At 67.0% G+C, this 24,903-nt stretch carries 22 protein-coding genes and 1 pseudogene; 7 read left to right on the top strand and 16 right to left on the bottom strand.

The window, feature by feature from the left end:
* Nucleotides 1-2 precede the first annotated feature (2 nt).
* From G6N19_RS16260 to G6N19_RS16240, 5 genes and pseudogenes are all read right to left on the bottom strand, one after another.
* Complete coding sequence (locus tag G6N19_RS16260; protein WP_041318341.1) at nucleotides 3-410, bottom strand: DoxX family protein; 408 nt, start codon at nucleotides 408-410, stop codon at nucleotides 3-5.
* Nucleotides 411-447: 37 nt separating this feature from the next.
* Nucleotides 448-1,643 (bottom strand): annotated as a pseudogene (locus G6N19_RS16255) (MFS transporter).
* A 7-nt stretch (nucleotides 1,644-1,650) separates the two neighbouring features.
* A complete protein-coding gene (gene nrdF / locus G6N19_RS16250; protein WP_193465305.1) occupies nucleotides 1,651-2,625 on the bottom strand; it encodes a class 1b ribonucleoside-diphosphate reductase subunit beta in 975 nt (324 codons plus the stop codon).
* A gap of 107 nt (nucleotides 2,626-2,732) precedes the next feature.
* Nucleotides 2,733-4,262: a flavin-containing monooxygenase gene (locus G6N19_RS16245; protein WP_193465304.1), complete on the bottom strand. Its 1,530-nt coding sequence runs from the start codon at nucleotides 4,260-4,262 to the stop codon at nucleotides 2,733-2,735.
* Nucleotides 4,263-4,350: 88 nt separating this feature from the next.
* Nucleotides 4,351-5,088: a TetR/AcrR family transcriptional regulator gene (locus G6N19_RS16240; protein ID WP_013829711.1), complete on the bottom strand. Its 738-nt coding sequence runs from the start codon at nucleotides 5,086-5,088 to the stop codon at nucleotides 4,351-4,353.
* 119 nt (nucleotides 5,089-5,207) lie between these two features.
* Between G6N19_RS16240 and G6N19_RS16235 the strand changes: the two genes are divergently transcribed.
* Nucleotides 5,208-6,392, top strand: a complete 1,185-nt coding sequence (locus G6N19_RS16235) for an NAD(P)/FAD-dependent oxidoreductase (RefSeq protein ID WP_013829712.1) — start codon at nucleotides 5,208-5,210, stop codon at nucleotides 6,390-6,392.
* A gap of 92 nt (nucleotides 6,393-6,484) precedes the next feature.
* Here the strand turns inward: G6N19_RS16235 and G6N19_RS16230 are convergent, their stop codons facing one another.
* Complete coding sequence (locus tag G6N19_RS16230) at nucleotides 6,485-7,198, bottom strand: LysR substrate-binding domain-containing protein (protein ID WP_041318347.1); 714 nt, start codon at nucleotides 7,196-7,198, stop codon at nucleotides 6,485-6,487.
* A 29-nt stretch (nucleotides 7,199-7,227) separates the two neighbouring features.
* On the opposite strand from G6N19_RS16230, the gene G6N19_RS16225 reads away from it, so the two are divergent.
* Nucleotides 7,228-7,614: a DUF5997 family protein gene (locus G6N19_RS16225; protein ID WP_041318350.1), complete on the top strand. Its 387-nt coding sequence runs from the start codon at nucleotides 7,228-7,230 to the stop codon at nucleotides 7,612-7,614.
* Nucleotides 7,615-7,669: 55 nt separating this feature from the next.
* On the top strand, nucleotides 7,670-8,170 hold the full coding sequence (locus G6N19_RS16220) for a hypothetical protein (protein ID WP_158019482.1): 501 nt from the start codon (nucleotides 7,670-7,672) through the stop codon (nucleotides 8,168-8,170).
* A gap of 28 nt (nucleotides 8,171-8,198) precedes the next feature.
* On the opposite strand, the gene nrdE is transcribed toward G6N19_RS16220, so the two are convergent.
* From nrdE to G6N19_RS16190, 6 genes are all read right to left on the bottom strand, one after another.
* Nucleotides 8,199-10,370: a class 1b ribonucleoside-diphosphate reductase subunit alpha gene (gene nrdE, locus G6N19_RS16215; RefSeq protein WP_041318353.1), complete on the bottom strand. Its 2,172-nt coding sequence runs from the start codon at nucleotides 10,368-10,370 to the stop codon at nucleotides 8,199-8,201.
* Nucleotides 10,337-10,804: a class Ib ribonucleoside-diphosphate reductase assembly flavoprotein NrdI gene (gene nrdI, locus G6N19_RS16210; protein WP_013829717.1), complete on the bottom strand. Its 468-nt coding sequence runs from the start codon at nucleotides 10,802-10,804 to the stop codon at nucleotides 10,337-10,339. The genes nrdE and nrdI overlap by 34 nt, the downstream gene beginning before the upstream one ends.
* 55 nt (nucleotides 10,805-10,859) lie before the next feature.
* A complete protein-coding gene (locus G6N19_RS16205; protein WP_013829718.1) occupies nucleotides 10,860-11,099 on the bottom strand; it encodes a redoxin NrdH in 240 nt (79 codons plus the stop codon).
* A 398-nt stretch (nucleotides 11,100-11,497) separates the two neighbouring features.
* Nucleotides 11,498-12,046, bottom strand: coding sequence for an NAD(P)H-dependent oxidoreductase (locus G6N19_RS16200; RefSeq protein WP_013829719.1), 549 nt, complete (start codon nucleotides 12,044-12,046; stop codon nucleotides 11,498-11,500).
* Complete coding sequence (locus G6N19_RS16195) at nucleotides 12,043-12,915, bottom strand: SDR family oxidoreductase (protein WP_193465303.1); 873 nt, start codon at nucleotides 12,913-12,915, stop codon at nucleotides 12,043-12,045. Before G6N19_RS16195 ends, G6N19_RS16200 begins: the two co-directional genes overlap by 4 nt.
* 46 nt (nucleotides 12,916-12,961) lie before the next feature.
* Nucleotides 12,962-13,618, bottom strand: a complete 657-nt coding sequence (locus G6N19_RS16190) for a TetR/AcrR family transcriptional regulator (protein ID WP_013829721.1) — start codon at nucleotides 13,616-13,618, stop codon at nucleotides 12,962-12,964.
* Nucleotides 13,619-13,759: 141 nt separating this feature from the next.
* Between G6N19_RS16190 and G6N19_RS16185 the strand changes: the two genes are divergently transcribed.
* Together G6N19_RS16185 and G6N19_RS16180 are read left to right on the top strand one after the other, a co-directional pair.
* The gene (locus tag G6N19_RS16185; RefSeq protein WP_013829722.1) at nucleotides 13,760-15,235 is read left to right on the top strand and encodes a cytochrome P450; all 1,476 of its coding nucleotides are present in this window, start codon (nucleotides 13,760-13,762) and stop codon (nucleotides 15,233-15,235) included.
* Nucleotides 15,236-15,366: 131 nt separating this feature from the next.
* Nucleotides 15,367-16,845 (top strand): cytochrome P450, encoded by a 1,479-nt coding sequence (locus G6N19_RS16180; RefSeq protein ID WP_013829723.1) that lies wholly within the window; start codon nucleotides 15,367-15,369, stop codon nucleotides 16,843-16,845.
* A gap of 83 nt (nucleotides 16,846-16,928) precedes the next feature.
* Here G6N19_RS16180 and G6N19_RS16175 read toward each other — a convergent pair whose 3' ends face one another.
* The 4 genes from G6N19_RS16175 to G6N19_RS16160 all read right to left on the bottom strand — a co-directional run bounded on the left by G6N19_RS16175 (nucleotide 16,929) and on the right by G6N19_RS16160 (nucleotide 22,356).
* Nucleotides 16,929-17,399 carry a 2-isopropylmalate synthase gene (locus tag G6N19_RS16175; RefSeq protein ID WP_013829724.1) on the bottom strand — a complete coding sequence of 157 codons (471 nt, stop codon included), beginning with the start codon at nucleotides 17,397-17,399 and terminating at the stop codon, nucleotides 16,929-16,931.
* Nucleotides 17,400-17,569: 170 nt separating this feature from the next.
* Nucleotides 17,570-19,306, bottom strand: a complete 1,737-nt coding sequence (gene poxB / locus G6N19_RS16170; RefSeq protein ID WP_193465302.1) for a ubiquinone-dependent pyruvate dehydrogenase — start codon at nucleotides 19,304-19,306, stop codon at nucleotides 17,570-17,572.
* Nucleotides 19,307-19,410: 104 nt separating this feature from the next.
* Nucleotides 19,411-21,576: an acyl-CoA dehydrogenase gene (locus G6N19_RS16165; protein WP_193465301.1), complete on the bottom strand. Its 2,166-nt coding sequence runs from the start codon at nucleotides 21,574-21,576 to the stop codon at nucleotides 19,411-19,413.
* A gap of 21 nt (nucleotides 21,577-21,597) precedes the next feature.
* On the bottom strand, nucleotides 21,598-22,356 hold the full coding sequence (locus G6N19_RS16160) for an SDR family NAD(P)-dependent oxidoreductase (RefSeq protein WP_013829727.1): 759 nt from the start codon (nucleotides 22,354-22,356) through the stop codon (nucleotides 21,598-21,600).
* Between the two features lie 102 nt (nucleotides 22,357-22,458).
* Between G6N19_RS16160 and G6N19_RS16155 the strand changes: the two genes are divergently transcribed.
* Entirely contained in the window at nucleotides 22,459-24,726 is a 2,268-nt protein-coding gene (locus G6N19_RS16155) for a carbon starvation CstA family protein (RefSeq protein ID WP_013829728.1), read from the top strand.
* Nucleotides 24,702-24,896, top strand: coding sequence for a YbdD/YjiX family protein (locus G6N19_RS16150; RefSeq protein WP_013829729.1), 195 nt, complete (start codon nucleotides 24,702-24,704; stop codon nucleotides 24,894-24,896). Before G6N19_RS16155 ends, G6N19_RS16150 begins: the two co-directional genes overlap by 25 nt.
* The last annotated feature ends 7 nt before the right edge of the window (nucleotides 24,897-24,903 follow it).

The following is a 24,903-nucleotide window of genomic DNA, read 5'->3' as shown; positions in this document are numbered from 1 at the left end:
GGTCAACGGCGCCGAACTCCCAGCACCCGTAGCAGTTCCGGCCGGCGCAGGATGAGAGCGATCCAGACCAGCACGCCGACGTACACGCCGGACAGCACGAAACCGGCCAGGGGCTTGTCGGCGTGCAGGTTCATGGTCACGGCCCCACCCAGGTAGGCGGTCAAGCCCAGGGCGCCCAGCACCGCGGTGCGAGGGAGCAAGAAGACGGCCAGGCACACCAGCAGCACCCAGCCGATGACCGCGGTCTTGTCCGGGGAGAAACCGAGCGCTTCAGTGCCTTCGCGGGCGAAGGGCACGCCGAGGATCTTGGGAATGGCGTCGAAGGCGAAGAACAACCCGAGCAACGCCGTGAGCACGGCTCCGGCCATCCAGGTGCGGGGACGTGTAGTGCCATCGATGTCTGTCGTCATCGTGAAACCCCTGACGTTGAAGGTGACTACCGTGAGGCTAAGCGGTTGTCGCGGCGGTGGGTTCGCGGGCGCGCAGGAACACCGCGGTGTAGATGAACAGCAGCACCGCGGTGGCGACCAGCAGCATCAACCCCACCGCGTAACTGTTTCGAACCGGGTCGTAGGTCGCGCCCATCACCAGCGGCGGGAAATAGCCGCCCAGCCCCCGAACGCCGCGACGATCCCGGTCACCGAACCGACCGAGCCGGCCGGGGCCCGGCGGGACACCCAGGCGAACACCCCGCCGGTGCCGATGCCCAGCGCCACCGCCAACGGCAGGAACGTCAGGCCCGACCAGATGTCGGCCGGCGGCTTGAACACCGAGATCAGGGTCTGCACCGCGATACCGGCCAGCGAGGCCAGCACCACATACTTGGGTGCGATGCGGTCGGCCAGTGTCCCGCCGAGCAACCGGGCCAGCACGGCGGCCAGCGCGAACGCCGCGGTGCGCTCCCCCGCTCCGACCTGCGAGAACTGGTAGACCGCCTTGATGTAGATGGGCAGGTAGCTGGAGAACGCCACGAACCCGCCGAACACCAGGCCGTAGAGCAGCGACATCTCCCAGGTCATCCGCAACCGGGCCGCCGCTTTGAGCTTCGGCAGCACCGCGGTGGTGTTGGGCACGAAACGCGGACCGTTGCGCATCAGCACCACGCACAGCAGCACCGAGATCGCCAGGGCCGCAGCGACGATCAGGTGGGTGGCGAACAGGCCGACCGACGCCACCAACCGCGGGGTGACGAACGCCGACACCGCGGTTCCGACCATCCCCATGCCGAACACTCCGGTGGCGAAGCCGCGGCGCTGCGGAGCAAACCAGTTGTTGGCGAACGGGATTCCGATGGCGAACACCGTTCCGGCCACTCCGAGGAAGAACGCGGCGGCAAGCATCAGCGGATACGAGCCGATGTGTGCCGCATAGCCGACCACGAGCACCGGCGGGATCGAGGTCAGCGACACCGCGACGAACATGGTGCGGCCCCCGAAGCGGTCGGTCATCGGCCCGGTGACGATCCGGCCCAGCGCCCCGATCAGGATCGGTGTCGCCACCAGCAGCGCCTGCTGGTTGGAGCTCAACGACATCCGGGTGGCGTACTGCGTCGAGAGCGGTCCGACCAGGTTCCACGCCCAGAAGCAGATCACCGACACCCAGGTCGCCAGGAGCAGGTTGACGAACTGCCTTCGCCTCGCCACCAGCGGACTAGAACTCCCAGTCCTCGTCTTCGGTGATGACCGCCTTGCCGATCACGTACGACGAGCCCGACCCGGAGAAGAAGTCGTGGTTCTCGTCGCCGTTGGGGCTCAGCGCCGACAGGATCGCCGGGTTGACGTCGGTCTCGTCGCGCGGGAACAGCGCCTCGTAGCCGAGGTTCATCAGCGCCTTGTTGGCGTTGTAGCGCAAGAACTTCTTGACGTCCTCGGTCAAACCCACCCCGTCGTAGAGATCCTGGGTGTATTCGACCTCGTTGTCGTAGAGCTCGAAGAGCAGCTCGTAGGTGTAGTCCTTGAGCTCGGCGCGCTTGGCCTCGTCCTGCATGGCCAGCCCCCGCTGGAACTTGTAGCCGATGTAGTAGCCGTGTACCGCCTCGTCGCGGATGATCAGCCGGATCACGTCGGCGGTGTTGGTCAGCTTGCCCCGGCTCGACCAGTACATCGGCAGGTAGAAGCCGGAGTAGAACAGGAAGCTTTCCAGCAGCGTGGAGGCCACCTTGCGTTTCAGCGGCTCGTCGCCGCGGTAGTACTGCATGACGATGGCGGCCTTGCGCTGCAGGTTGCCGTTCTCCTCCGACCAGCGGAACGCCTCGTCGATCTCATTGGTCGAGCACAGCGTGGAGAAGATCTGGCTGTAGCTCTTGGCGTGCACCGATTCCATGAACGCGATGTTGGTGTAGACCGCTTCCTCGTGCGGGGTCAGCGCGTCGGGGATCAGGCTGACGGCACCGACGGTGCCCTGGATGGTGTCCAGCAGCGTCAGGCCGGTGAAGACCCGCATGGTGAGCTGCTTCTCCTCGTCGGTGAGCGTCCCCCAGGAGGGCAGGTCGTTGGAGACCGGCACCTTTTCAGGAAGCCAGAAGTTTCCGGTCAAGCGATCCCAGACCTCGATGTCCTTGTCGTCTTGCACCCGGTTCCAGTTGATCGCTGACACCCGGTCGATCAGCTTCAGTTTTTCGCTCACCAGAACCCCATTTCACCCTCGGAAAGCTAGGCCGCTATAGGCCACTGACACTACCCCTGGGGGCCGACAACCCGTGGCAACACAAGAAGTTGTGTCTGCGTGTCGCGTCAGCCGGCCCCGGAGAAGCGGTACTCATCCGGGCGCAGCTTGCGGGTGGCCCGGCGATATTGCCATGTCATGCCGCTCCACAGCGTCCGGTTGACGCCGTGCTCGTCGAGGTACCAGCTGCGGCAGCCGCCGGTGTTCCACACCGACCCGCCCAACTGCTGCTGCAGCTCGTCGTTGAAACGTCCCTGGGCGGCGCGGGTCGGCGCCAGCGCCTGCGCCCCGACGGCGTCCACCGCCGCGATCGCTTCGGCGACATAGTGGATCTGCGACTCGATCATGATCACCACCGAGGTGTGCCCCAGGCCGGTGTTGGGGCCCAGCAGGAAGAACAGGTTGGGCATGTCGGCGACCGCGACGCCCCGATGCGCCACCACCCCTTCGGTGTTCCAGCGGTCCACCAGATCCTCGCCGCCCGGTCCCTTGATGTCGACGTAGGTGTAGGAGTCGGTGACGTGGAAGCCGGTGGCGTAGACGATGACGTCACAGGGGTGCTCGACGCCGTCGGCGGTGACGAGGCCGTCGGCGGTGATCTTCTCGATGCGCTCGGTGATCAGCTTCGCCTTCGGGTTGGCGACCGCCTGGTAATAGTTGGGCGCATAGAGGATTCGTTTACAGCCTGCCCGATAGCTCGGGGTGAGCTTGCGGCGCAGTTCCTCGTCGCCGACGTTGCGGCGGATGTTCCAGCGGCCGACCAGCTCGACCGCCCGCAACAGGCCGGGCCGCCTGGTCATGGCATAGCCCAGCCCCTCCAGCCAGCAGTAGATCCCGGCGCGCACCGCACGCCGCAGGCCCGGGACGGTCGCGAACGCGGTCAGCAGCGCCTTGGGAAACGGGCTGTTGGGCCGCGGCACCACCCACGGCGGGGTGCGCTGGTACAGCTGCACCTGGGCCACTTTCGCGTCATCGCGAACCAGCTCGGGCACGATCTGGATGGCGCTGGCACCGGTGCCGATCACCGCGACTCGCTTGCCGGTCAGGTCGACGCCGTGATCCCACTGCGCGGAATGGAAAGCCGCCCCGGCGAATTCGTCCATACCGTCGATGTCGGGCAACCGCGGGATATGCAGGGCTCCGGCCCCGGAGATCAAGAACTGGGCGACGAACTCCTGGCCGGCGGTGGTGAACACATGCCAGCGGAACTCGTCGTCGTCCCAGTGCGCCCGGTCGACCTGCGAACCGAACCGGATGTGGCGGAGCAGTCCGTGCTTGTCAGCGACGCCCCGCAGGTAATCCAGGATCTCGGGCTGCGGCGAGAACAGTTTGCTCCAGGTCGCCTTCGGCTCGAAGGAGAAGGAGTACAGGTGCGACGGGACGTCGCAGGCGCAGCCGGGGTAGGTGTTGTCGCGCCAGGTTCCGCCGATGTCGTCGGCTTTCTCCAGCATCAGGAACCCCACGCCCTGCTTCTGGAGCGCGATGGCCATGCCCAGGCCCGAGAATCCGGTTCCGATGATCAGCGCACGGGTCTCCACGGGCTTGTCGCCGATGGCTTCACGCGCCCGACGATCGGCTTCCTGCTTGACAACGGACATGTCACACCACTTTTCCGGGAACGCCGGTACTGGGTATTTTCCAGTGTCGCCACGGTAGGGGTAGGTGTCAACGCACCCGGGTCGACGGTCAGGCGACCGGCCGGCGTCGCACAGCGTCATGGATGGGCTGATCGGGGTCCATCGCGATCCCGAGGCTCTCCGCGGTGCCTTCGACGACGCTGATCATGATGGTCGTCAGGTAGCCCACGAAGGTGTCGCGGGGCATCCGCCGCGGGCTGTCCAATTCCGGCCCCAGCCACCAGTCGGTGGCCGACGTCGCCGTACCGAACGCCGCGAAGGCCGCCAGTTCCAGCGTGCCGCCGTTGAGGTCGAGATCCCGCAGTTCGTTGCGAAACATCTCGGCCATGGCGAGCGTGATCGTCCGGCCTTCGTTGAGCGTCCGCATCGTCGACTCGGACTGTGCGCGCACCCGTCCCTGGATGAAGAACCGCAACACATTGGGGTGCTCGTCGACCAGGGCGACGTACTCGTCGACACTGCGCTGCACGATCTCGCGCAGCGAATTGGTGGCGACGTCGATGGAGGCGAAGATCGCCGCCCACAGATCGTCGCGCAACCGGGTCCCGACCGCCTCGAACAGGTCGTCCTTGTCGGTGAAGTGCCGGTAGATCTTGGGCTTGGCCGTGCCGGCTTCCTCGGCGATCTGCCGCACGCTCAGATCGGGCCCGAGCCGGTCGATCGCGCGGAAGGCGGCCTCGACGATCTCGCCGCGGACCTTCTTGCGGTGTTCGCGCCACCGCTCACTGCGCGCATCGACCTTCTGCCCGCCGTTGTCGGCCGGCTTGGACCTGCTCGTTCCGCGCACGTCAAGCACCTTACCGCGTTGCCGCGGCTGACCTGGGGAGACCGCGCGGTGACCTGGTCCGTTAGCATCGATAGACAGTTCCCGCGGCGCGATGACGCGCATATTTGAGACGAGATGTAGTGACCCAACGATTCGACCTGGCCATCGTCGGCGGCGGCCCGGCGGGATCGGCAGCGGCCTGGCAGGCCCGTCAGGCCGGCGCGAGCGTCGTCATCGTGGACAAGGCCGATTTCCCCCGTGACAAGCCCTGCGGCGATGGGCTGACCGCGCGCGCGGTCAGCTATCTGCAGAAGATGGGGCTGGCCGAACAGGTCGACAGGTTCCACCAGGTCAACCGGGTGAAGGTGTTCAGCCCCAGCGAGTGGGAACTGTCATTTCCGCGCCGCCCCGGAATGCCCGACCACGGCTACGTCGCGCGCCGGCCCGAGCTGGACACCCTGCTGCTCAAGCACGCCGAGTCCGCCGGCGCCGAAGTCCGCCAATCGGCCGAGGCCAGCGCGCCGATTCTCGACGATTCCGGCCGGGTCACCGGGGTGTTACTCAAGAGCGGCGAGCAGGTGCTGGCCGACGCGGTGATCGCCGCCGACGGCGCCTACTCACCGATCAAACGCGCACTGAAACTGGACTCGGATTACAACGGCTACTCCGCGATCGCGATCCGCGCCGAGATGCCGGCGGTGCGTCCCGACGTCGATTCACTCGACATCTACATGAAGCTGGTGTTCGAAGGCGACCAGCTGCCCGGCTACGGCTGGGTATTCCCACTGGGCGACGGGCGGGTCAACATCGGCCTGGGCTATGTCAACAGTTATAAGAACTGGCAGGCCATCAACGCCACGCACTTCCTCGGCGAGTTCCTGGAGACCCTCCCGCGCGAGTGGGAGCTGCCGTCGATCACCGAGCTGAAGAAGTCCAAGACGGTGCGGGCCTGGCGGCTGCCGATGGGCTTCACCGCGTGGCCGCCGTGGCGTCCCGGTGTGTTGTTCGTCGGCGACTCGCTGGGTGCGGGCCGGCCGACCTCCGGCGCCGGGATCTCCAAGGCGCTGGAATCGGGGTTGGCCGCCGGTGAGTGCGCCGTCGCGGCGCTGACCAACGGTGGGCCCGATGACTTCACCAACTACGCCCAGCGGATGCAAGCGGCCTGGGGCCGGGAGTACAAGCGCGGCCGGTTCTTTCACAAATTGGCAGGTCGGCCCGCGCTGGCCAATGCCGGCCTCAAACTGCTCGACAACGCGCGCTTCCGCGAGGTGATGCTCAACCGGTTGTACGCCAAATCCGAGGGTCGCCCGGACCACAAGCACTGAGCCGTTCTGCGGTGCCGAGTGGGAATCTCACGACGCGCCACGCCGCTGCCGCGTCGCCCGATTCACTCTCGCGGCTCTGGAGCCGGCTCGTGTCAGCGTCGACCGCGCTCGGCGCGGCGCGGTTTGCGGGCGACTTTGCCCGCGGCGGCCCGCGCAGCCTGCTTGGCCAGGGTCTTCTCCCGCGCGGTACGTTTCGGCGGCGGTTCCGCTTGGCCGCGTGAGGAACCGGGCTTGCGGCCCCGCACGATACCGACGAACTCTTCGGTCAGCTGCGGCTGCCGGCCTTCGGGGAGGCCGAGTGCCACCGGGCAGGTGGGCGCATCGGTGATCGGGCGGTAGGTGAGGTCCTTGCGGTGATAGAGCCGAGCCAAGGATTGAGGAACGATCAGCACGCCCAGTCCTGCGGCGACGAGTTCTATTGCATCCTTGGTGGTTTCGGGCCGGTGATCGAGCGGGGCGCCGGGTGCTTCCGCCCAGGCGACCACGTCGTCGAGTGGGAGCAGGATCGGCTCGCCGCGCAGATCGGCGGCGGTGATCTCGTCGGCGGCGCACAGCACGTGGTCCGTCGGCACCACGGCCACGGTCGTCTCGTCGTAGAGCGGAATGACGGCCAACCCGGAGGTGTCGGTCGGCGGCCGCAGCAACGCCACGTCGACGGCGCCGGCCCGCACCGCTGCGACCGCGTCTGCCGCGGCCACGCTGCGCAGCTGCAGCGGGACGTCGGGATGGCGCTGCGCCCAGATCCGAGCCCACTTCGCCGGGGTCCCACCAGGGACGTACCCGAGGGTCAGGGAAGGCCGGGTCACCGCATCAGGCTACCGATAAGGTCATGGGAATGAGCAGGCCGAACGCGCAGTCCATGAAACCCGCCACCGCGGCGAAGAAGCTGGATGTGTACCTGCCCGCCACGCCGGCGGAGTTCCAGCAGAACCCGATCACCCGCGACGAGATCACCGCCTTGCAGGCCGATCCGCCGCAGTGGCTCAAGGACCTTCGCAAGAACGGACCGCACCCGAAGAATCTGGTGGCGGCCAAGCTGGGCGTCTCAATCGCGGCGCTGGCGCGGGGCGGCGTCGAGAACGCGCTCACCACCGAGCAGATCCAACAGCTTCTCGTGGAGAACCCGCCGTGGCTGGTCGCCGAACGGGAGAGCTACCAGGCGGTGCTTCGCGAAGAGCGGCGCTTGAAAGCGTTGCGCGCGGAGCGCGCCGGCGAGAGCTGACCGCGCGATCCCATCCGATCGGCGGGCGACGCCCCGCCAGCAGCCAGGAGCCAAGTTGAGTCGAGACGTACACCCGATCCCCGAGACGACCATCGAATGGACCGCACAGCGGGGTGATGCCCGCCGAGCAACGCTGTCGAGCTTGAAGTCGACGAAGGTGTGGCTCGGCGTTACGGCCATCGCGTTGGTCACGGCGGCGGTTGTCACCGTGGTTCAGGCCAAGGGCGATTACTGGGTGGCCGCCCTGACGATGTTCGGGATCCTGCTGATCGGCTACACGGCGCTGGCGATCGGAATCATGCTGGCCGTGGTGCACCTGACCAACCGGCGGGTACTCGCGGCGGGGGCACAGTGGGCGTCCGGCATCAACGATCACGCGATCCGGATCGACACACCGGCGGTGACGATGCTGATCTCGCGTTCGGGACTCCGGTCGATTCGACGCACGGGCACGCTCACCGTGCTCCGCACCCCGGCGGCAGGATCGATCGCGGTGCCGTCGATCCTGCTGCCCGACACGGACCTGATCACCGGATCCGCAGCCAACGCCAGCTGACGTCGGGTCAGGGCGCGCGTCCGCGGCGCTACAACATGCAGCTGACGCAGCCCTCCACCTCAGTGCCCTCCAGTGCCATCTGCCGTAGCCGGATGTAGTACAGCGTCTTGATTCCCTTGCGCCAGGCGTAGATCTGCGCGCGGTTCACGTCGCGGGTGGTGGCGGTGTCCTTGAAGAACAGCGTCAGGCTCAGCCCCTGGTCCACGTGCTGGGTGGCCGCGGCGTAGGTGTCGATGATCTTCTCGTAGCCGATCTCGTAGGCGTCGGAGTAGTACTCCAGGTTGTCGTTGGTCATGTACGGCGCCGGGTAGTAGACCCGGCCGATCTTGCCTTCCTTGCGGATCTCGATCTTCGACACGATCGGGTGGATCGACGACGTCGAGTGGTTGATGTAGGAGATCGACCCGGTCGGCGGAACCGCCTGCAGGTTCTGGTTGTAGATCCCGTGGGCGGCCACCGATTCCTTCAGCCGCTGCCAGTCGCTCTGTTCCGGGATCCGGATACCGGCGTCGGCGAAGAGCTGCCGCACCCTGACGGTCTTGGGCTCCCACACCTGGTTGATGTACTTGTCGAAGAACTCCCCGGACGCGTACTTGGACTTCTCGAAACCTACGAAGGACCTACCTCGTTCCAGCGCAAGACGATTCGATGCCCGCAGCGCGTGATACAGCACGGTATAGAAGTAGATGTTGGTGAAGTCGATGCCCTCTTCGGAGCCGTAGTGGATGCTCTCTCGGGCCAGGTAGCCGTGCAGGTTCATCTGGCCCAGCCCGATGGCGTGCGACTCGTTGTTGCCGTGCTCGATCGAGGGCACTGAGTTGATGTGGGTCTGGTCCGACACCGCGGTCAGCGCCCGGATGGCGACCTCGATGGTCTGGCCGAAGTCCGGGGAGTCCATCGCCTTGGCGATGTTGAGCGAGCCCAGGTTGCAGGAGATGTCCTTGCCCACCTTGGCGTAGCTCAAGTCGTCGTTGTACTCCGACGGAGTAGAGACCTGCAGGATCTCCGAGCACAGGTTCGAGTGGGTGATCTTGCCGGCAATGGGATTAGCTCGATTGACCGTATCTTCGAACATCACGTACGGGTAACCGGACTCGAACTGCAGCTCGGCCACGGTCTGGAAGAACTCGCGTGCCTTGATCTTGGTCTTGCGGATGGCCGAGTTGTCGACCATCTCGTAGTACTTCTCGCTGACCGAGATGTCGGCGAACGGGACGCCGTAGACCCGTTCGACGTCATACGGCGAGAACAGGTACATGTCCTCGTTCTTCTTGGCCAGCTCGAAGGTGATGTCGGGAATCACCACGCCCAGGCTCAGCGTCTTGATCCGGATCTTCTCGTCGGCGTTCTCCCGCTTGGTGTCCAGGAACCGGTAGATGTCGGGGTGGTGGGCGTGCAGGTAGACCGCGCCGGCTCCCTGGCGGGCGCCGAGCTGGTTGGCGTAGGAGAACGAGTCCTCCAGCAGCTTCATGATCGGGATGACCCCGGAGGACTGATTCTCGATGTTCTTGATCGGGGCGCCGTGTTCACGAATGTTGGTCAGCAGCAACGCCACTCCGCCGCCACGCTTGGACAGCTGCAGCGCGGAGTTGATCGAGCGGCCGATCGACTCCATGTTGTCCTCGATGCGCAGCAAAAAGCAGCTGACCGCCTCGCCGCGCTGCTTCTTACCGGAGTTCAGGAACGTCGGGGTGGCGGGTTGAAAACGGCCGTCGATGATCTCGTCGACCAGTTGCTCCGCCAGCTTGGTGTCGCCGGCGGCCAGCGTCAGCGCGACCATGCACACCCGGTCCTCGAAGCGTTCCAGATAGCGCTTGCCGTCGAAGGTCTTCAGCGTGTAGGAGGTGTAGTACTTGAACGCGCCCAAAAATGTCGGGAACCGGAACTTCTTGGCGTAGGCGCGATCCAGCAGCGACTTGACGAAGTTGCGCGAGTACTGGTCGAGCACCTCGCGCTCGTAGTAGTCCTTCTGGATCAGGTAGTCGAGCTTCTCGTCCTGATTGTGGAAGAACACCGTGTTCTGGTTGACGTGCTCCAAGAAGTACTGACGGGCCGCCAGCACATCCTTGTCGAACTGGATCTTTCCGTCGCTGTCGTACAGGTTGAGCATCGCGTTGAGCGCGTGGAAGTCCAGCTCGCCCACCGGAGCGCTGCGGGTGGTTGCTGTTACCTGCTCTGCAGTTGCAGCGGTAGGTGGCATGCCTCGTCCTTCCAGAAATCGGCTAAGCCCGCGCGGACGGCTTTCACGTCCTCGTCGGTTCCCATCAATTCGAATCGGTATAGGTACGGCACCCCGCACTTGCGGGCGACCACGTCGCCCGCGTAGCAGAACTCCGCACCGAAGTTGGTGTTGCCGGCGGCGATCACGCCGCGCAGCAGGTTCCGATTGTGTTCGTTGTTCAAAAAGGCGATGACCTGCTTGGGTACGTAGCCACCCGCGGTGTCATCGGTGATGTTGGGTGTGCCGCGGCCCCCGCCGTAGGTCGGCAGCACCAGCACGTAGGGGTGGTCCACCTCGATGCGCCCGTGCAGCGGAATCCGGATGGCCGGCAGCTGCAGCTTCTGCACGAAGCGGTGGGTGTTCTCCGACACCGAGGAGAAATACACCAGGCTGCACTCGACATCCGCAGACACGGCGACCCCCTTCAGCTCTCAGTCAGACTCCACCCGTACCCGATGCGGCGGCCGCTTACGCGCTCAGCGCGGTCTGCGCCAGCGCCTTGATGCGGTCCGGACGGAAACCCGACCAGTGCTCGTCGCCGGCGACGACGACCGGGGCCTGCAGGTAACCCAGCGCCATCACGTAGTCCCGCGCATCGGAGTCGAGGCTGATGTCCACGACCTCGTAGGCGATGCCTTGATTGTCCAGCGCCTTGTAGGTGGCGTTGCACTGCACGCATGCGGGCTTGGTGTAGACGGTGATGCTCATGGGCGCAGACTCCTCAGCGAATCGTCGGCAACGAACAGATGACGGATCAGGTACTACTTTCAGCGGGCCGCCAAGGCCTTGGATCTCCGGCCTCCACCGCAGCTCCGGGCAGTGATTCGATGCCCTTCGCCGCAGTTCGGCCAGCCCGATGATCCGGGGTCTGGCGGTGCTTGAAACACTACACCTAGTGGGTCGCCTTGAGAAGCCATACAAGATGTTCCGAACAACATTCTTGAAATTCGCAGGTTGTAAGCCTGTCGCCGTTGCCGCCTCGGCGTGTCGCACGTCACAAAAATTCCCGCGCTGCCCCATGGCGACAGGTCTACCACCGATCACCGACGACCACGCCCCGACACCGGACCCGCGTCCGGTTTCAGCAAAGACTTCGCCGGTGGCGCTCAGCCCGCCTGGACCGCCAGTTTGGCTACGACATCACGCACGGCGGACACCAGCTGCGCGTGCTCGCGGGGATGCTTTCCCTCCAGCATGCCTATCGGCACCGACAGCTTGATCTCATCGACCACTCGCGGCCCGGCGAGGCCGAAGGACTTGCGGGTCTCGTCGTGGGCCCACACTCCGCCATACCGGCCCAGCGCCGCACCGATCACCGCCAGCGGCTTTCCCTTGAGCGCACTGTCGCCGAACGGGCGCGACAGCCAGTCGATGGCGTTCTTGAGCACGCCGGGGATGGTGCCGTTGTACTCCGGGGTGACCACCAGGGCCGCGTCGGCGGCGGCGGCCGCCGCCCGGAGGGCGGTCACCCCCGCCGGCACGGTCGCTGGCGTGTCGAGGTCCTCGTTGTAGAACGGCAGCTCGCCAAGTCCCTCGCAGACCGCCACGCGGACACCTGCCGGGGCGGCCTCGGCCGCCAACTGCGCGATCTGGCGGTTGACCGATGCCGTGCGCAGGCTGCCGACCAACGCCAATACCGTGATCTCGCGGCTCACCTCGTCACGGATTTTTGCGAGGGCAGCAGGGCCCGGCTGAATACCCGGTTGGCCTGGCGCATCGCCGCGCTGTAGGGCAGCCAGGCCAGCCGCTTGAACGCATACAGCGCCCGGATGTCACCGGAGGTGTAGACCAGGTAGCGGTTGCGGGCCACCCCGGCCAGGATCTTCTCCGCGGCCTTCTCCGGCGACACGGCGTGGCCGGCGAACCGGCCCACCCATTTCTCCACCTGCGGGTCCTCGCGGTCGACGCCGGCGATCTCGACGGTGTTGACCAGCCCGGTCTTGACCGCACCGGGCACCACCACCGACACCCCGATGCGGTGTCGGGCCAGGTCGAAGCGCAGCACTTCCGATACCCCGCGCAGCCCGTACTTGCTGGCGCTGTAGGCGGCATGCCAGGGCAGCGCGACCAGCCCGGCGGCCGAGGAAACGTTGACCAGGTGCCCGCCGCGGCCCGCGGCGACCATCGGCGGCAGGAACGTCTCGATGACGTGGATGGGGCCCATCAGGTTGATGTCGACCATCTTGCGCCACTGCTCGTGGGTCAACCGGTCGACGGTCCCCCAGGCCGACACGCCCGCGATGTTCATCACGACGTCCATCGGCTCGTGCCGGGAATGGATGTCGGCGGCGAACGCGGCGACGTCGTCGTAGTCGGCGATGTCGATCACCCGGTGTTCGGGGACCTGGGCTCCCAGGGCGCGCGCGTCGGCGACGGTTTCGGCCAGTCCTTCGGCGTTGCGGTCGGTCAGATACAGCTCGGCGCCGGCCTCGGCGAGCCGTAACGCGGTGGCCCGGCCGATGCCGCTCGCCGCTCCGGTGATGAAGCACCGCTTGCCCCGGTAGTACTGCGCCACGCGTGTCATGGGTGCAGACCCTACCGTCCGGGTCGCGGCACCGGCGGCCGATGATTCAACCCCGCGCTGCGTCCCCGCCCCACAGCGCGGTGAGCCACAGCGCCTCGAGCACCCGTACCCCGCGCCCCACGTCACCGTCGGTCCCCAGGAATGCGGTGTCCCCGGACAGCATGTAGCCCGTGGTGGCAGCCAGTGTCCGCACCAGGGCGGGGATGTCTTCGCTGATCGGATCCGCAGTGCCCGCGGCGATCTCGTCGTTGACCACGCCGACGATCTGGTGGATCACCGCGTCGATCTGGGCGTCGAGCAGTTCCCGGATCTCGGCGTCGCTGTTGCGTGCCATGTTGCACGCCGACATCACCGGATCGTTGTGGGCAAAGACCGCCGCCGCGCTGCCCACCATGCGTTCGGCGAATGCCGCCGGCGATTCCTCGGCGCCGCGCGGCGCGAAGTACTGGGTCAGTTCTTCGAGCTCCTGGCTCGCCTCGGCGAGGATGTGCGCCAGTACGGCGTATTTGGAATCGAAGTAGAAATAGAAGCCCGACCGTGCCACCCCGGCCCGGTCGCTGATGGTGCTGACGGACAGCTCCGCGAACGGTTTTTCCTCCAGTAACTCCCGCACTGCCTGCACGATCGCCTGGCGTTGCTTGTCCCCCCGCCGCAGCGGCAGATCGTCGGGAGTCGGGCCGGCCGGGTCGTGCTGGGTGCTCACCCTTGCACCTTGCACCACGCCGCGCCGTATTCAAACTTGACACCCGTCAATTTTGATCTGAAGATGTGGTTACGTGACGGTCGCCACAGACCGTCATAGCCGCTGCGCACCTGACGTCCGCGAACGAGAGGTAGTCATCCGATGACCACCATGACCACCCCGCAGTATCTCCTCGACCAGGCCCGGCGCCGGTTCACCCCGACGCTGAACACCATCCCCGGGATGGGCGCCATCGAGAAGCGGCTGCTCACCGTGGACTGGAAGCAAAAGACGCTGGCGGAGCCCCCGGCCGGTAGCGGGCTCAAGCCGATCGTCGGCGACTCCGGGCTGCCGGTGTTGGGCCACATCGTCGAGATGTTCCGGGGCGGCCCGGACTTTGCGATGCACATCTACCGTAAGCACGGTCCGGTGTACTTCGCCGAATCGCCGATCCTGTCCTCGGTCGTCGCGCTGGGTCCCGACGCCACCGAGACCGTCTTCGCCAACCGCAAGAAGGACTACTCCACCACCGGGTGGATCCCGGTGATCGGCCCGTTCTTCAACCGCGGGCTGATGCTGCTGGACTTCGAGGAGCACTTGGCGCACAAGCGGATCATGCAGGGTGCGTTCACCCGCCCGCGGCTGGCCAGCTACGTCGAGGACATGGACCGGGTCGCCAGCGCGCTGGTGGCGAAATGGCCCACCAACGACCCCCGATTCCTGTTCTACCCGGCGGTCAAGGAATTGACGCTGGATGTGGCCTCGGTGGTGTTCATGGGCATGGACCTGCGTGACGACCAGAAGACCGTGGCGAAGGTCAACCACGCATTCGAGCAGACCACCCGGGCCGGCGGCGCGATCATCCGCACGTCGGTGCCACCGTTCAAGTGGTGGCGCGGTCTGCAGGGCCGCAAGGTACTCGAGGACTACTTCACCCAGCGGGTGCGCGAGCGCCGCAACGTCGAGGGCACCGACATGCTGACGGTGTTGTGCCACACCGCCGACGAGGATGGCAACACCTTCAGCGACGCCGACATCGTCAACCACATGATCTTCTTGATGATGGCCGCCCACGACACCACGACCTCGACCCTGACCACCATGGCCTACCACCTGGCGGCCAACCCGGAATGGCAGGAACGGGCGCGCGAAGAGTCGGCGCGGCTCGGCGACAGCCCGCTGGACATCGAGGCGCTGGAAAAGCTGGAGACCCTCGACCTGGTGATGGACGAGTCGCTGCGGCTGGTCACCCCGCTGCCGTTCAACATGCGCCAAGCCGTGCGCGACACCGAGTTGCTCGGGCACTACGTTCCGGCCGGGACGAACGTCACGCTGTGGCCGGGGATGAACCACTGGCTTCCCGAGTTGTACACCAACCCGCGCCAGTTCGACCCCGAACGGTTCCTGGAGCCGCGTTCGGAGCACAAGAAGCACCGCTATGCGTTCGCACCGTTCGGCGGCGGAGCGCACAAGTGCATCGGGATGGTTTATGGGCGGCTGGAAGTCAAGACCGTCATGCACCGGCTGCTGCGCCGCTACCGGCTGGAGCTGTCGCGGCCCGGCTACCGACCGAAGTGGGACTACGCCGGCATGCCGCTGCCGATGGACGGCATGCCGATCGTGTTGCGCCCGATCTGATTCACTCACCGCCCTCGGCGCGCACCGCGGAACCCTGCGCCAGGCCTGGTTGACAGGCGTCAAACTTGGCCCAAGTATTAGGGATCAAGTGACGTCCGTCACTGCTTACCCGGCCTGCCAAAGGAGCGTCCGTGACCACGATCAGCACCCCGCGCTACCTGATCGACCAGGCCAAACGCCGGTTCACCCCGTCGTTCAACAACTTTCCGGGCATGGCGGCCCTGGAAAGGCGACTGCTGACCATGGAGTTCCCCGAGAAGCAACTCGCCGAGCCACCCCCGGGCAGTGGACTCAAGCCGGTCCTCGGCGACGCCGGGCTACCGATCCTCGGGCACATGATCGAGATGCTGCGCGGCGGGCCGGACTATCTGATGCGCATGTACCACACCCACGGCCCGATGCTATTCGGGGATTCGCCCGTGCTGCCCGCCGTCGCGGCGCTGGGCCCCGATGCGACGCAGGTCATCTACGCCAACCGCGACAAGGACTACTCGCAGCAGGGCTGGGTCCCGGTGATCGGGCCGTTCTTCAAACGCGGCTTGATGCTGCTGGATTTCGAGGAACACATGTTCCACCGCAGGATCATGCAGCAGGCGTTCGTACGGCCCCGCCTCGTCGGCTACGTCGAGCAGATCGACTTGGTCGCGTCCCAGGTGATCGCCAACGACTGGGTCAGCAACGACCCGCGCTTTTTGCTCTACCCCGCGATGAAGGAACTCACCCTCGACATCGCCGCGCTGGTGTTCATGGGGCACGAACCCGGCACCGATCGCGAGCTGGTCACAAAGGTCAATAAGGCGTTCACCACGACGACCCGCGCCGGCAACGCAGTGATCCGCACCAGCGTGCCGCCCTTCACCTGGTGGCGTGGCCTCAAGGCGCGTGAGCTGCTGGAGAGCTACTTCACCGCCCGGGTCCGGGAGCACCGCGGCAAGGAGGGCAACGACCTGCTCACGGCGCTGTGCTACGCCGAGGACGAGGACGGCAACCGGTTCACCGACGCTGACATCGTCAACCACATGATCTTTTTGATGATGGCCGCCCACGACACGTCGACGTCGACGGCCACATCGATGGCCTACAACCTCGCGGGCAATCCGGAATGGCAGCAGCGCTGCCGCGACGAATCGGATCGCTTGGGCGACGGACCGCTCGATATCGAATCGCTGGAGAAGCTGGAATCGCTCGATCTGGTCATGGACGAATCGATCCGCCTGGTGACGCCGGTACAGTGGGCGATGCGCCAGACGGTCCGCGACACCGACCTGCTGGGCTACTACATCCCCAAGGGCACCAATGTCATCGCCTACCCCGGGGTGAATCACCGTCTTCCCGAATTATGGACGGACCCAATGAAATTCGACCCAGAACGGTTCACCGAACCGCGTAATGAGCACAAGCGGCACCGGTATGCGTTCAATCCGTTCGGCGGCGGGGCGCACAAGTGCATCGGGATGACGTTCGGCCGCCTCGAAGTCAAGGCAATTCTGCACCGGTTGCTACGCCGGTACCGGTTGGAGTTGCCCCACCCCGGCTACCGGACGCGCTGGGACTACGGCGGCATGCCGATTCCGATGGACGGCATGCCGATCGTGCTGCGCCCGCTCTAGCCCGTGCTTCTCCCGCGAGCGTGCGCGTCGCCGGCCAACACGCCGGGGGACGCACCGTTTTCGGGCACGCTCGCGCCCGCAGGTCACTCTGCCATCAGCAGCCGGTTGGCGCAGGTGGTGACCGCCTGCACCGCGGACCGTCCGGCGTCGACGGAAAAGCCGACCGCCCACGCCGTGGTGCGGCCGTTGGAGCCGTGGATGAACGTGGCGGTCTCGTCGCCGCACCGAAGCTGGTGGAAACCCAGAATTTCCAAGGTGATTCCGCAGTCGTGGAGCATGGTGGTCAGCGCGGCCAGCGGCCCGTGCGCCGCCGCGGTGCAGGTGCCAGTCCGCTCGCCGACGGCGATCGTCGCCTGATACCTCCGGCCCTGCGGCCCCAGCCGTGCCGCGGGCCGGTCGGGGTCCAGACAACGCCACCGACCGACCCGCAGCGGTCCGGCGGCTCGCCCGTAGGTGGCCACGAAGTGGTCCCAGGTCAACTGTGCGGCCACGTCACGCAGCTCACGCGGCAACCGGGTGGTGTCGAATCGGTCTTGAAACGAGGTGTTGGTCATGTCTCGGTCTCTTCTGCTCGAGGGGAGCGACCGACGGGTAGTAGCTTCCGACCCACAGCGGGGGTCGGTCTGGATCAGACCCCGCTGCGGGTGACCGCTACTACAAGTAGATGACGCATGATTCAGCCAGGTTAATCCCGCTCCGGTCGGTGTGCAAGCGATTATTTGCGTCAATCCAGGATGCGCCGGGCCACGTTGGTGGTCACCAGGTCGAGCAGTTCGTCGGCGCGACCGGCGAGGATGGTCCTGATCGCGTAGAGCGAGAACCCCTTGGCCTGTTCGGCGGTGATCGCCGGCGGGATCGACAGTTCCTGGCGGGCGGTGACGACGTCGATCACGGCCGGCCCGTCATGGTCGAGCGCCGCGCTCAGGGCCGGTTCCAGGTCACCGGGCCGCTCCACCCGCCGCCCGAACATGCCCAGCGCGGCCGCGACGGCGCCGAAGTCCGGGTTCTGCAACTCGGTACCGAAGTTGACGATCCCGGCGGCCTTCATCTCCAGTTCGACGAAGTTCAGCGACGAATTGTTGAACACGATCACCTTGACCGGCAACCGATTCTGCGTCAGCGTCAACAACTCGCCGAACAGCATTGCCAGCCCGCCGTCGCCGGCGAAGGCGACGACTTGACGCTCCCGGTCGACGGTCTGGGCGCCGATCGCGTGCGGCAGCGCGCACGCCATCGTGCCGTGGTTGAACGACCCGATCAGCCGTCGCCGCCCGTTCATCGTCAGGTAGCGCGCCGCCCACACCACCGGGGATCCGACGTCGACGGTGAACACGGCATCATCGGTGGCTAGCTGATTCGCTACCGCGGCAACGTATTCGGGGCGAATCGGAGTCCGGTCGCGATCATTGGAGGCCAACGAGTCCAGCCGCTTGCGGGTCTTGCGATAGTGCTTCAGCGACCGCTCCAGATGGGTGCGGTCGTCCTTGGCCGTCAACATCGGGCGCAACGCGGCGAGGGTGTCGGCCACCGTGCCCACGAGTCCGAGATCGATTGGGGCGCGCCGGCCCAGATTTCGGCCCCGGATGTCGACCTGGATGATCCGCGCGCGCTCGGGATAGAACTGCTGGTAGGGGAAATCGGTGCCGAGCATCAGCAGCACATCGGCTTCGGCGATCGCCTTGTAACCGGATGCGAAGCCGAGCAGCCCCGTCATACCGACGTCGTGGGGGTTGTCGTACTCGATGTACTCCTTGCCGCGCAACGCATGCACGATCGGGGCCGCCAGTGTGCCCGCGAGTTCGATGACCTGACCGTGGGCGCCGGCCACACCCGCCCCGGCCAGGATGGTGACCCGGGAGGCATCGTTGAGCATGCCCGCCGCCGCGGCCAGACCGTGTTCATCGGGGCGGCACACCACCCCGGCGGCTGTCACCGGTCGCGATCCCCAGTCGGTGGCGTCGACGCGGTCGGACAAGATCTCACCCGGCACGACGACGACGGCGACACCGTTCTCCTCGACCGCGGTGCGCATCGCCATCTCCAGGATGCGGGGCGCCTGTTCGGGGGTGCTGACCAGTTCGCAGTAGACACTGCACTCGCGAAACAGGTTCTGCGGGTGGGTTTCCTGGAAGTAGTCGGAGCCGATCTCGGCCAGCGGGATGTGGGCGGCGATCGCCAACACCGGCACCCGGCTGCGGTGCGCGTCGAACAGGCCGTTGATCAGGTGCAGGTTGCCGGGCCCGCAACTGCCGGCGCACACCGCCAGGCGGCCGGTCATCGCGGCCTCGGCGGCGGCGGCGAAGGCCGCGGTCTCCTCGTGACGCACCTGTTCCCAGCCGAAGTCGCCGGCCCGGCGGATCGCGTCGGTGAAGCCGTTGAGGCTGTCGCCGGGTATCCCGTAGACCCGCTGTACGCCGCTGCGCTTGAGGGTCGCGATGACATGGTCGGCGACGGTTGCCATTTCGCGCTCCCCTTCCCGGCGCGAGCGTGCGCAAAAACGGTTCCGACCTCGGCGTGTCGACCGGGGACGCGCACGCTCGCGCAAAAAGTGCGGTGAAGGAGACGCTACTTGATCAGCGGGTCGCGGGGCATCCCCAGAATGCGCTCGGCGATCTGGTTACGGGTCACCTCCGAGGTGCCGCCGGCGATCGCGATGCCGCGCGCACCCATCACCATCCGGCCGGCCATCGCGCCCGGCCCGTCGTCGAGTGCGACGTCCGGGCCCAGCAGCGCCGCCCCGATGGCCGCGCCGTCGCCCATGTGCTCGGCGAGCTTGAGCTTGGTGACGTTGCCCTCCGGTCCGGGCCCGGCGCCGGCGATGCTGCGCGCCACCCGGCGCAGGTTCAGCAGCCGCAACGCGTGCTCGTCGGCGATGAAGCGGCCCACCCGCACCGCGGCGTCGGCCACCGACTGCCGGTGCTGCTGGGTCAGCGCGATCAGCTTCTGGTCGATGCCGGCGGTGAAGGAACCACCACCGCCGATGCTGACCCGCTCGTTGCCCAGCGTCGCGCGGGCGACCTTCCAGCCTTCGTTGACCTCGCCGACGATGTCCTCGTCCGGCACGAAGACATCGTTGAAGAACACCTCGTTGAACTCCGAACCGCCGGTGATCTGACGCAGCGGCCGGACCTCGACACCGGGTGCCTCCATGTCGACGATCACCATGGTGATGCCGGCGTGCTTGGGAACGTCGAAGTCGGTGCGAACGGTGGCCAGCCCACGCCGGCACAGGTGCGCACCGGACGTCCACACCTTCTGGCCGTTGATCTTCCAGCCGCCATCGACCCGGGTCGCCTTGGTCTTGACCGCGGCCGCATCCGAGCCGGCAGCCGGCTCGGAGAACAGCTGGCACCAGATCTCCTCCTGGCGCAACGCCTTCTCCACGAACCGCTCGATCTGCCAGTCGGTGCCCTGCTGGATCAGCGTCAGGATCACCCAGCCGGTGATCGAGTAGTCGGGTCGCTGCACCCCGGCGGCGCTGAACTCCTGCTCGATCACCAGTTGCTCGACAGCGTCGGCGGCTCGGCCCCACGGCTTGGGCCAGTGCGGCATCACATAGCCGGTCGCGATCAGCCGGTCCAGCTGCTCCTCGCCGCTCAACGCGGCGATCTCGAGCGCGTCGGCGTGGATCTGGGTGCGCAGCTCCTCGGCTTCGGGCGGCAGATCCAGACTGTTGGTCCTGGTGATGCCGGCCGCGGCACTCTCGAACACGGCCAGCGCCGGTGCGTCGCCGCCGAACAGCGCCTGCACCGTCAGGGCCCGGCGCAACTGCAGGTGAGCGTCGTGTTCCCAGGTGTAGCCGATGCCGCCGTGCACCTGGATGTTCAGCTCTGCGTTACGCACGTAGGCGGGGAACGCCAGGGTGGCGGCGACCGCGGCAGCCAGCCGGAAGGCGTACTCGTCCTCACCGTCGGCGCGCGCGGCGTCCCACACCGCCGCGGTGGCCGACTCCGCGCCGACGAGCATGTTGGCGCAGTGGTGCTTGATGGCCTGGAAGGTCGCGATGGTCCGGCCGAACTGTTCGCGCACCTTGGCATACTCGACAGCCGAGTCGGTGCAGTCGGCCGCCCCACCGACGGCTTCGGCGGCCAGCAGCACCCGAGCCCGCGCCAGCGCCGACTCACGCCCACCGGCCAGCGTGTCGTCCGCGCTGATCCCGACGCCGGTCAGCGTGACCCGCCCGGAGCGCCGGGTCGGGTCGAGGTTGCCGGGTACGTCGACGTTGACCCCGGCGCGATCTCGCTCGAGCACCAGCACGTCCTCGCCGGCGGCCAGCAGCAGCAGATCGGCCAGCCCGGCGCCCAGCACGATCCCGGCGTCGCCGGAGGCCACGCCGCCGTCGAGGGCCACGCCGCCGGCCATCCCCACCCCGGCGGTCACCGAACCGTCGATCAGGCCGGGCAGTAGCCGGGCCTGCTGTTCGGGGGTCCCGGCGGCGGCGATCACCGCCGAGGCGATGACCGTCGGCAGGAAAGGTCCCGGCGCCACCGCACGGCCCAGTTCCTCGACCACCACCACCAATTCGGGCAGCCCGAAGCCCGAGCCGCCGTGCTCCTCGGCGATATGCAGCCCCAGCCAGCCCAGCGATGCCAGCTCACCCCAGAACGGCGGCCGGCCCTCCTCGGTGGCGTCCAGCAGCGCACGGGACGCCGCGCGGGCCTGCTGCGCGGTCAAGAATCCGCGGGCCACCTCGGCCAGTTCGCGGTGGTCGTCGGTTACTGCGATGCCCATGGCAGGTCTCCTGTTCGGTAACTACTTGGGGGCGAACCGCTGCCCGGCGTCCAACCGCAGGCACTGCCCGTTGAGCATCGGGTTGTCGACCACGGCGGCGACCAGCTTGGCGAACTCCTCGGGCCGGCCGAGGCGCTTGGGGAACGCGGCATCCTTGGTCAGGGCACTGGCGAACTCCTCCGGGATGCCCTTGGTCAGGCCGGTGGCGAACAGGCTCGGCGCGATCGCCAGCACCCGGATGCCCACCGAGCCGAGGTCGCGTGCCATGGTCAGGCACATGCCGGCGACACCGGCCTTGGCGGCGGTGTAGGCCACCTGGCCGATCTGGCCCTCGAACGCCGCGATCGAGGCGGTGTTGATGATGACCCCGCGCTCCTCGTCCTCGGGCTCGTTGGTGCTCATCTGCGCCGCGGCCAGCCGGTTGAGGTTGAAGGTGGCGATCAGGTTCAGGTCGATCACCGAGCGGAACGACTCCAGGTCATGCGGCCCGGACTTGCTCAAAGTGCGCTTGGCGATGCCGCCGCCCGCGGTGGTGACGATGACGTGCAGACCACCGAGGCCCTCGACCGCTGCGGCCAGGGTCTTCTCGGCGGCGGCGAAGTCGGTGATGTCCACCGGGTGGAAGGCGCCCCCGAAACCGGCCGCCACCTCCTTGCCCTCCGACCCCTCCCGGTCGAGCACCGCCACTGCTGCGCCACCTTCGGCGAGCAGCTCCGCGGTTGCCCGACCCATCCCCGAGGCGCCACCGACGACGACGACCTTCTTGCCACTGATCTCCATGCGAACTCCCTTAAGCAAGTACTTGAGTATCAGGAACAAGTTATCGTTCCGCTCGGAAACCGCTACCACTCGGGCATCCGGCAGGCCCCAAGGAGGTACCCCGTGGCCGCACCGACCGCGCCGCAGCTGATCGAGCGACGCGACGGTCCGGTGACCTACCTGCACACCGACGCCGCGCTGCCCCCGGTCGCCGTCGTGGACCGCTCCCCCATCTCGGTGCGCCAGAAACTGGTGCTCGGTGCGCTCGCCGTCGCCGGTGCGGTGGCGTGGGCACTGATCGCCTTCGTCCGCGGCGAGTCGGTGAACGCGGTGTGGTTCGTGGTCGCCGCGCTGTGCACCTACATCATCGGGTTCCGTTGCTATGCAAGGCTTATCGAGCTCAAGGTCGTCAAGCCCCGCGACGAGCACGCCACTCCCGCGGAGATCTTCGAAGACGGCACCGACTACCTGCCGACCGATCGCCGGGTGCTGTTCGGCCACCACTTCGCCGCGATCGCCGGCGCGGGTCCGCTGGTCGGACCGGTGTTGGCCACCCAGATGGGTTATCTGCCGGGCACCATCTGGATCGTGATCGGCGCGGTGTTCGCCGGCTGCGTGCAGGACTACCTGGTGCTGTGGTGTTCGGTGCGGCGACGGGGCCGCTCCTTGGGGCAGATGGCCCGCGAGGAACTCGGCGCGGTCGGCGGCGCCGCCGCGATCATCGGGGTGCTGGTGATCATGGTCATCCTGATCGCGGTGCTGGCGCTGATCGTGGTGCGGGCGCTGGCGGTCAGCCCGTGGGGGGTGTTCTCCATCGCGATGACGATCCCGATCGCGCTGTTCATGGGCGTCTATCTGCGTTATCTGCGTCCGGGCCGGGTTTCGGAGGTCTCCCTGATCGGCGTGGTCGCGCTGCTGGCAGCCGTCGCCTCGGGCCGGTGGGTCGCCGAGACATCCTGGGGAGCGTCCTGGTTCACGCTCTCGCCGCTGGCGCTGTCGTGGTGTGTCATCGGCTACGGTTTCGCCGCCTCGGTGCTGCCGGTGTGGCTGCTGCTGGCGCCGCGCGACTATCTGTCGACGTTCATGAAGGTCGGCACCATCGCCCTGCTGGCCGTCGGTATCGTGATCGCCCAGCCGCTGATGGCGGCTCCCGCCGTCTCGACCTTCGCCCACACCGGCGACGGGCCGGTGTTCGCCGGGTCGCTGTTCCCCTTCCTGTTCATCACGATCGCCTGCGGGGCGCTGTCGGGATTCCATTCGCTGATCGCCTCGGGCACCACCCCGAAGCTGCTGGAAAAAGAGAGCCAGATGCGGCTGATCGGCTACGGCGGCATGCTCACTGAGTCGTTCGTGGCGGTGATGGCGCTGATCACCGCATCGATTCTGGACCAGCACCTGTTCTTCGCCCTCAACGCGCCGGTCGCCGCGACCGGCGGCACCGCCGAAACCGCCGCCGCCTACGTCAACGGGCTCGGGCTGGGCGGGTCACCGGTAACCGGTGAGCAGATCACCGAGGCCGCCGCCGCCGTCGGCGAACAGTCGATTGTGTCGCGCACCGGTGGGGCGCCCACGCTGGCATTCGGCATGGCCGAGGTGCTGGGACAGGTGTTCGGTGGGCCGGCCCTGAAGGCGTTCTGGTATCACTTCGCGATCATGTTCGAGGCGCTGTTCATCTTGACCACCGTCGACGCCGGCACCCGGGTGGCCCGCTTCATGCTCTCCGACGCGTTGAGCAACCTGGGCGGGCCGTTGCACCGGCTGGCCAACCCGGGGTGGCGAATCGGAGCGTGGGCGTGCAGCGTGGCGGTGGTCGCCGGATGGGGTTCGATTCTGTTGATGGGGGTGACCGATCCGCTCGGCGGGATCAACACCCTCTACCCGCTGTTCGGCATCGCCAACCAGTTGCTGGCCGCGATCGCGTTGACCGTGGTGACCGTGATCGTGATCAAGCGCAGCCGGCGCCGATCCGACTTGAAATGGGCACTGGTACCGGGCATTCCGCTGCTGTGGGACCTGACGGTCACCATGACGGCGTCGTGGCAGAAGATCTTCTCGTCCGATCCGCGAGTGGGCTACTGGACGCAGCACTTCGCCTACCGGGCCGCCGAGCGGGCCGGTGCGACCTCGTTCGGATCGGCGGTCGACGCGGCGCAGTTGCACGATGTCGTTCGCAACACCTTCATCCAGGGCAGCCTGTCGATCGTGTTCGCCACCCTGGTCGCGGTGGTGTTCGTGACCGGGGTGCTGGTGTCGTTCACGGCGATTCGCGGTGCCGTGTCGACCACCGAGCCGCCGCCGGTGCTGTCGCGCCGGTTCGCACCGGCCGGACTGGTCCCGTCGGCGGTCGAGCGAAAGGTACAGGCGCAGTGGGACGCTCGGCAAGCCGGCTAGCCCGGGCGGCTCGCCGGTTCGGCTGGTACTGGGCGACCCTGCTCGGTGACAACCACTACCGCCGTTATCTGGAATACCGCCGCCGGGCTCATCCGGGCGAACCGGTGCTCTCCGAGCGGGACTACTGGCGGCGGCGTTACGACGCCGATCCCGGCGGACGGTGCTGCTGAGGCCATT

It is taken from the genome of Mycobacterium novum (genome assembly GCF_010726505.1).
GTDB lineage: Bacteria > Actinomycetota > Actinomycetes > Mycobacteriales > Mycobacteriaceae > Mycobacterium > Mycobacterium algericum.
The sequence above is the reverse complement of the archived record's forward strand: the minus strand, read 5'-3'. Positions and strand labels throughout refer to the sequence as shown.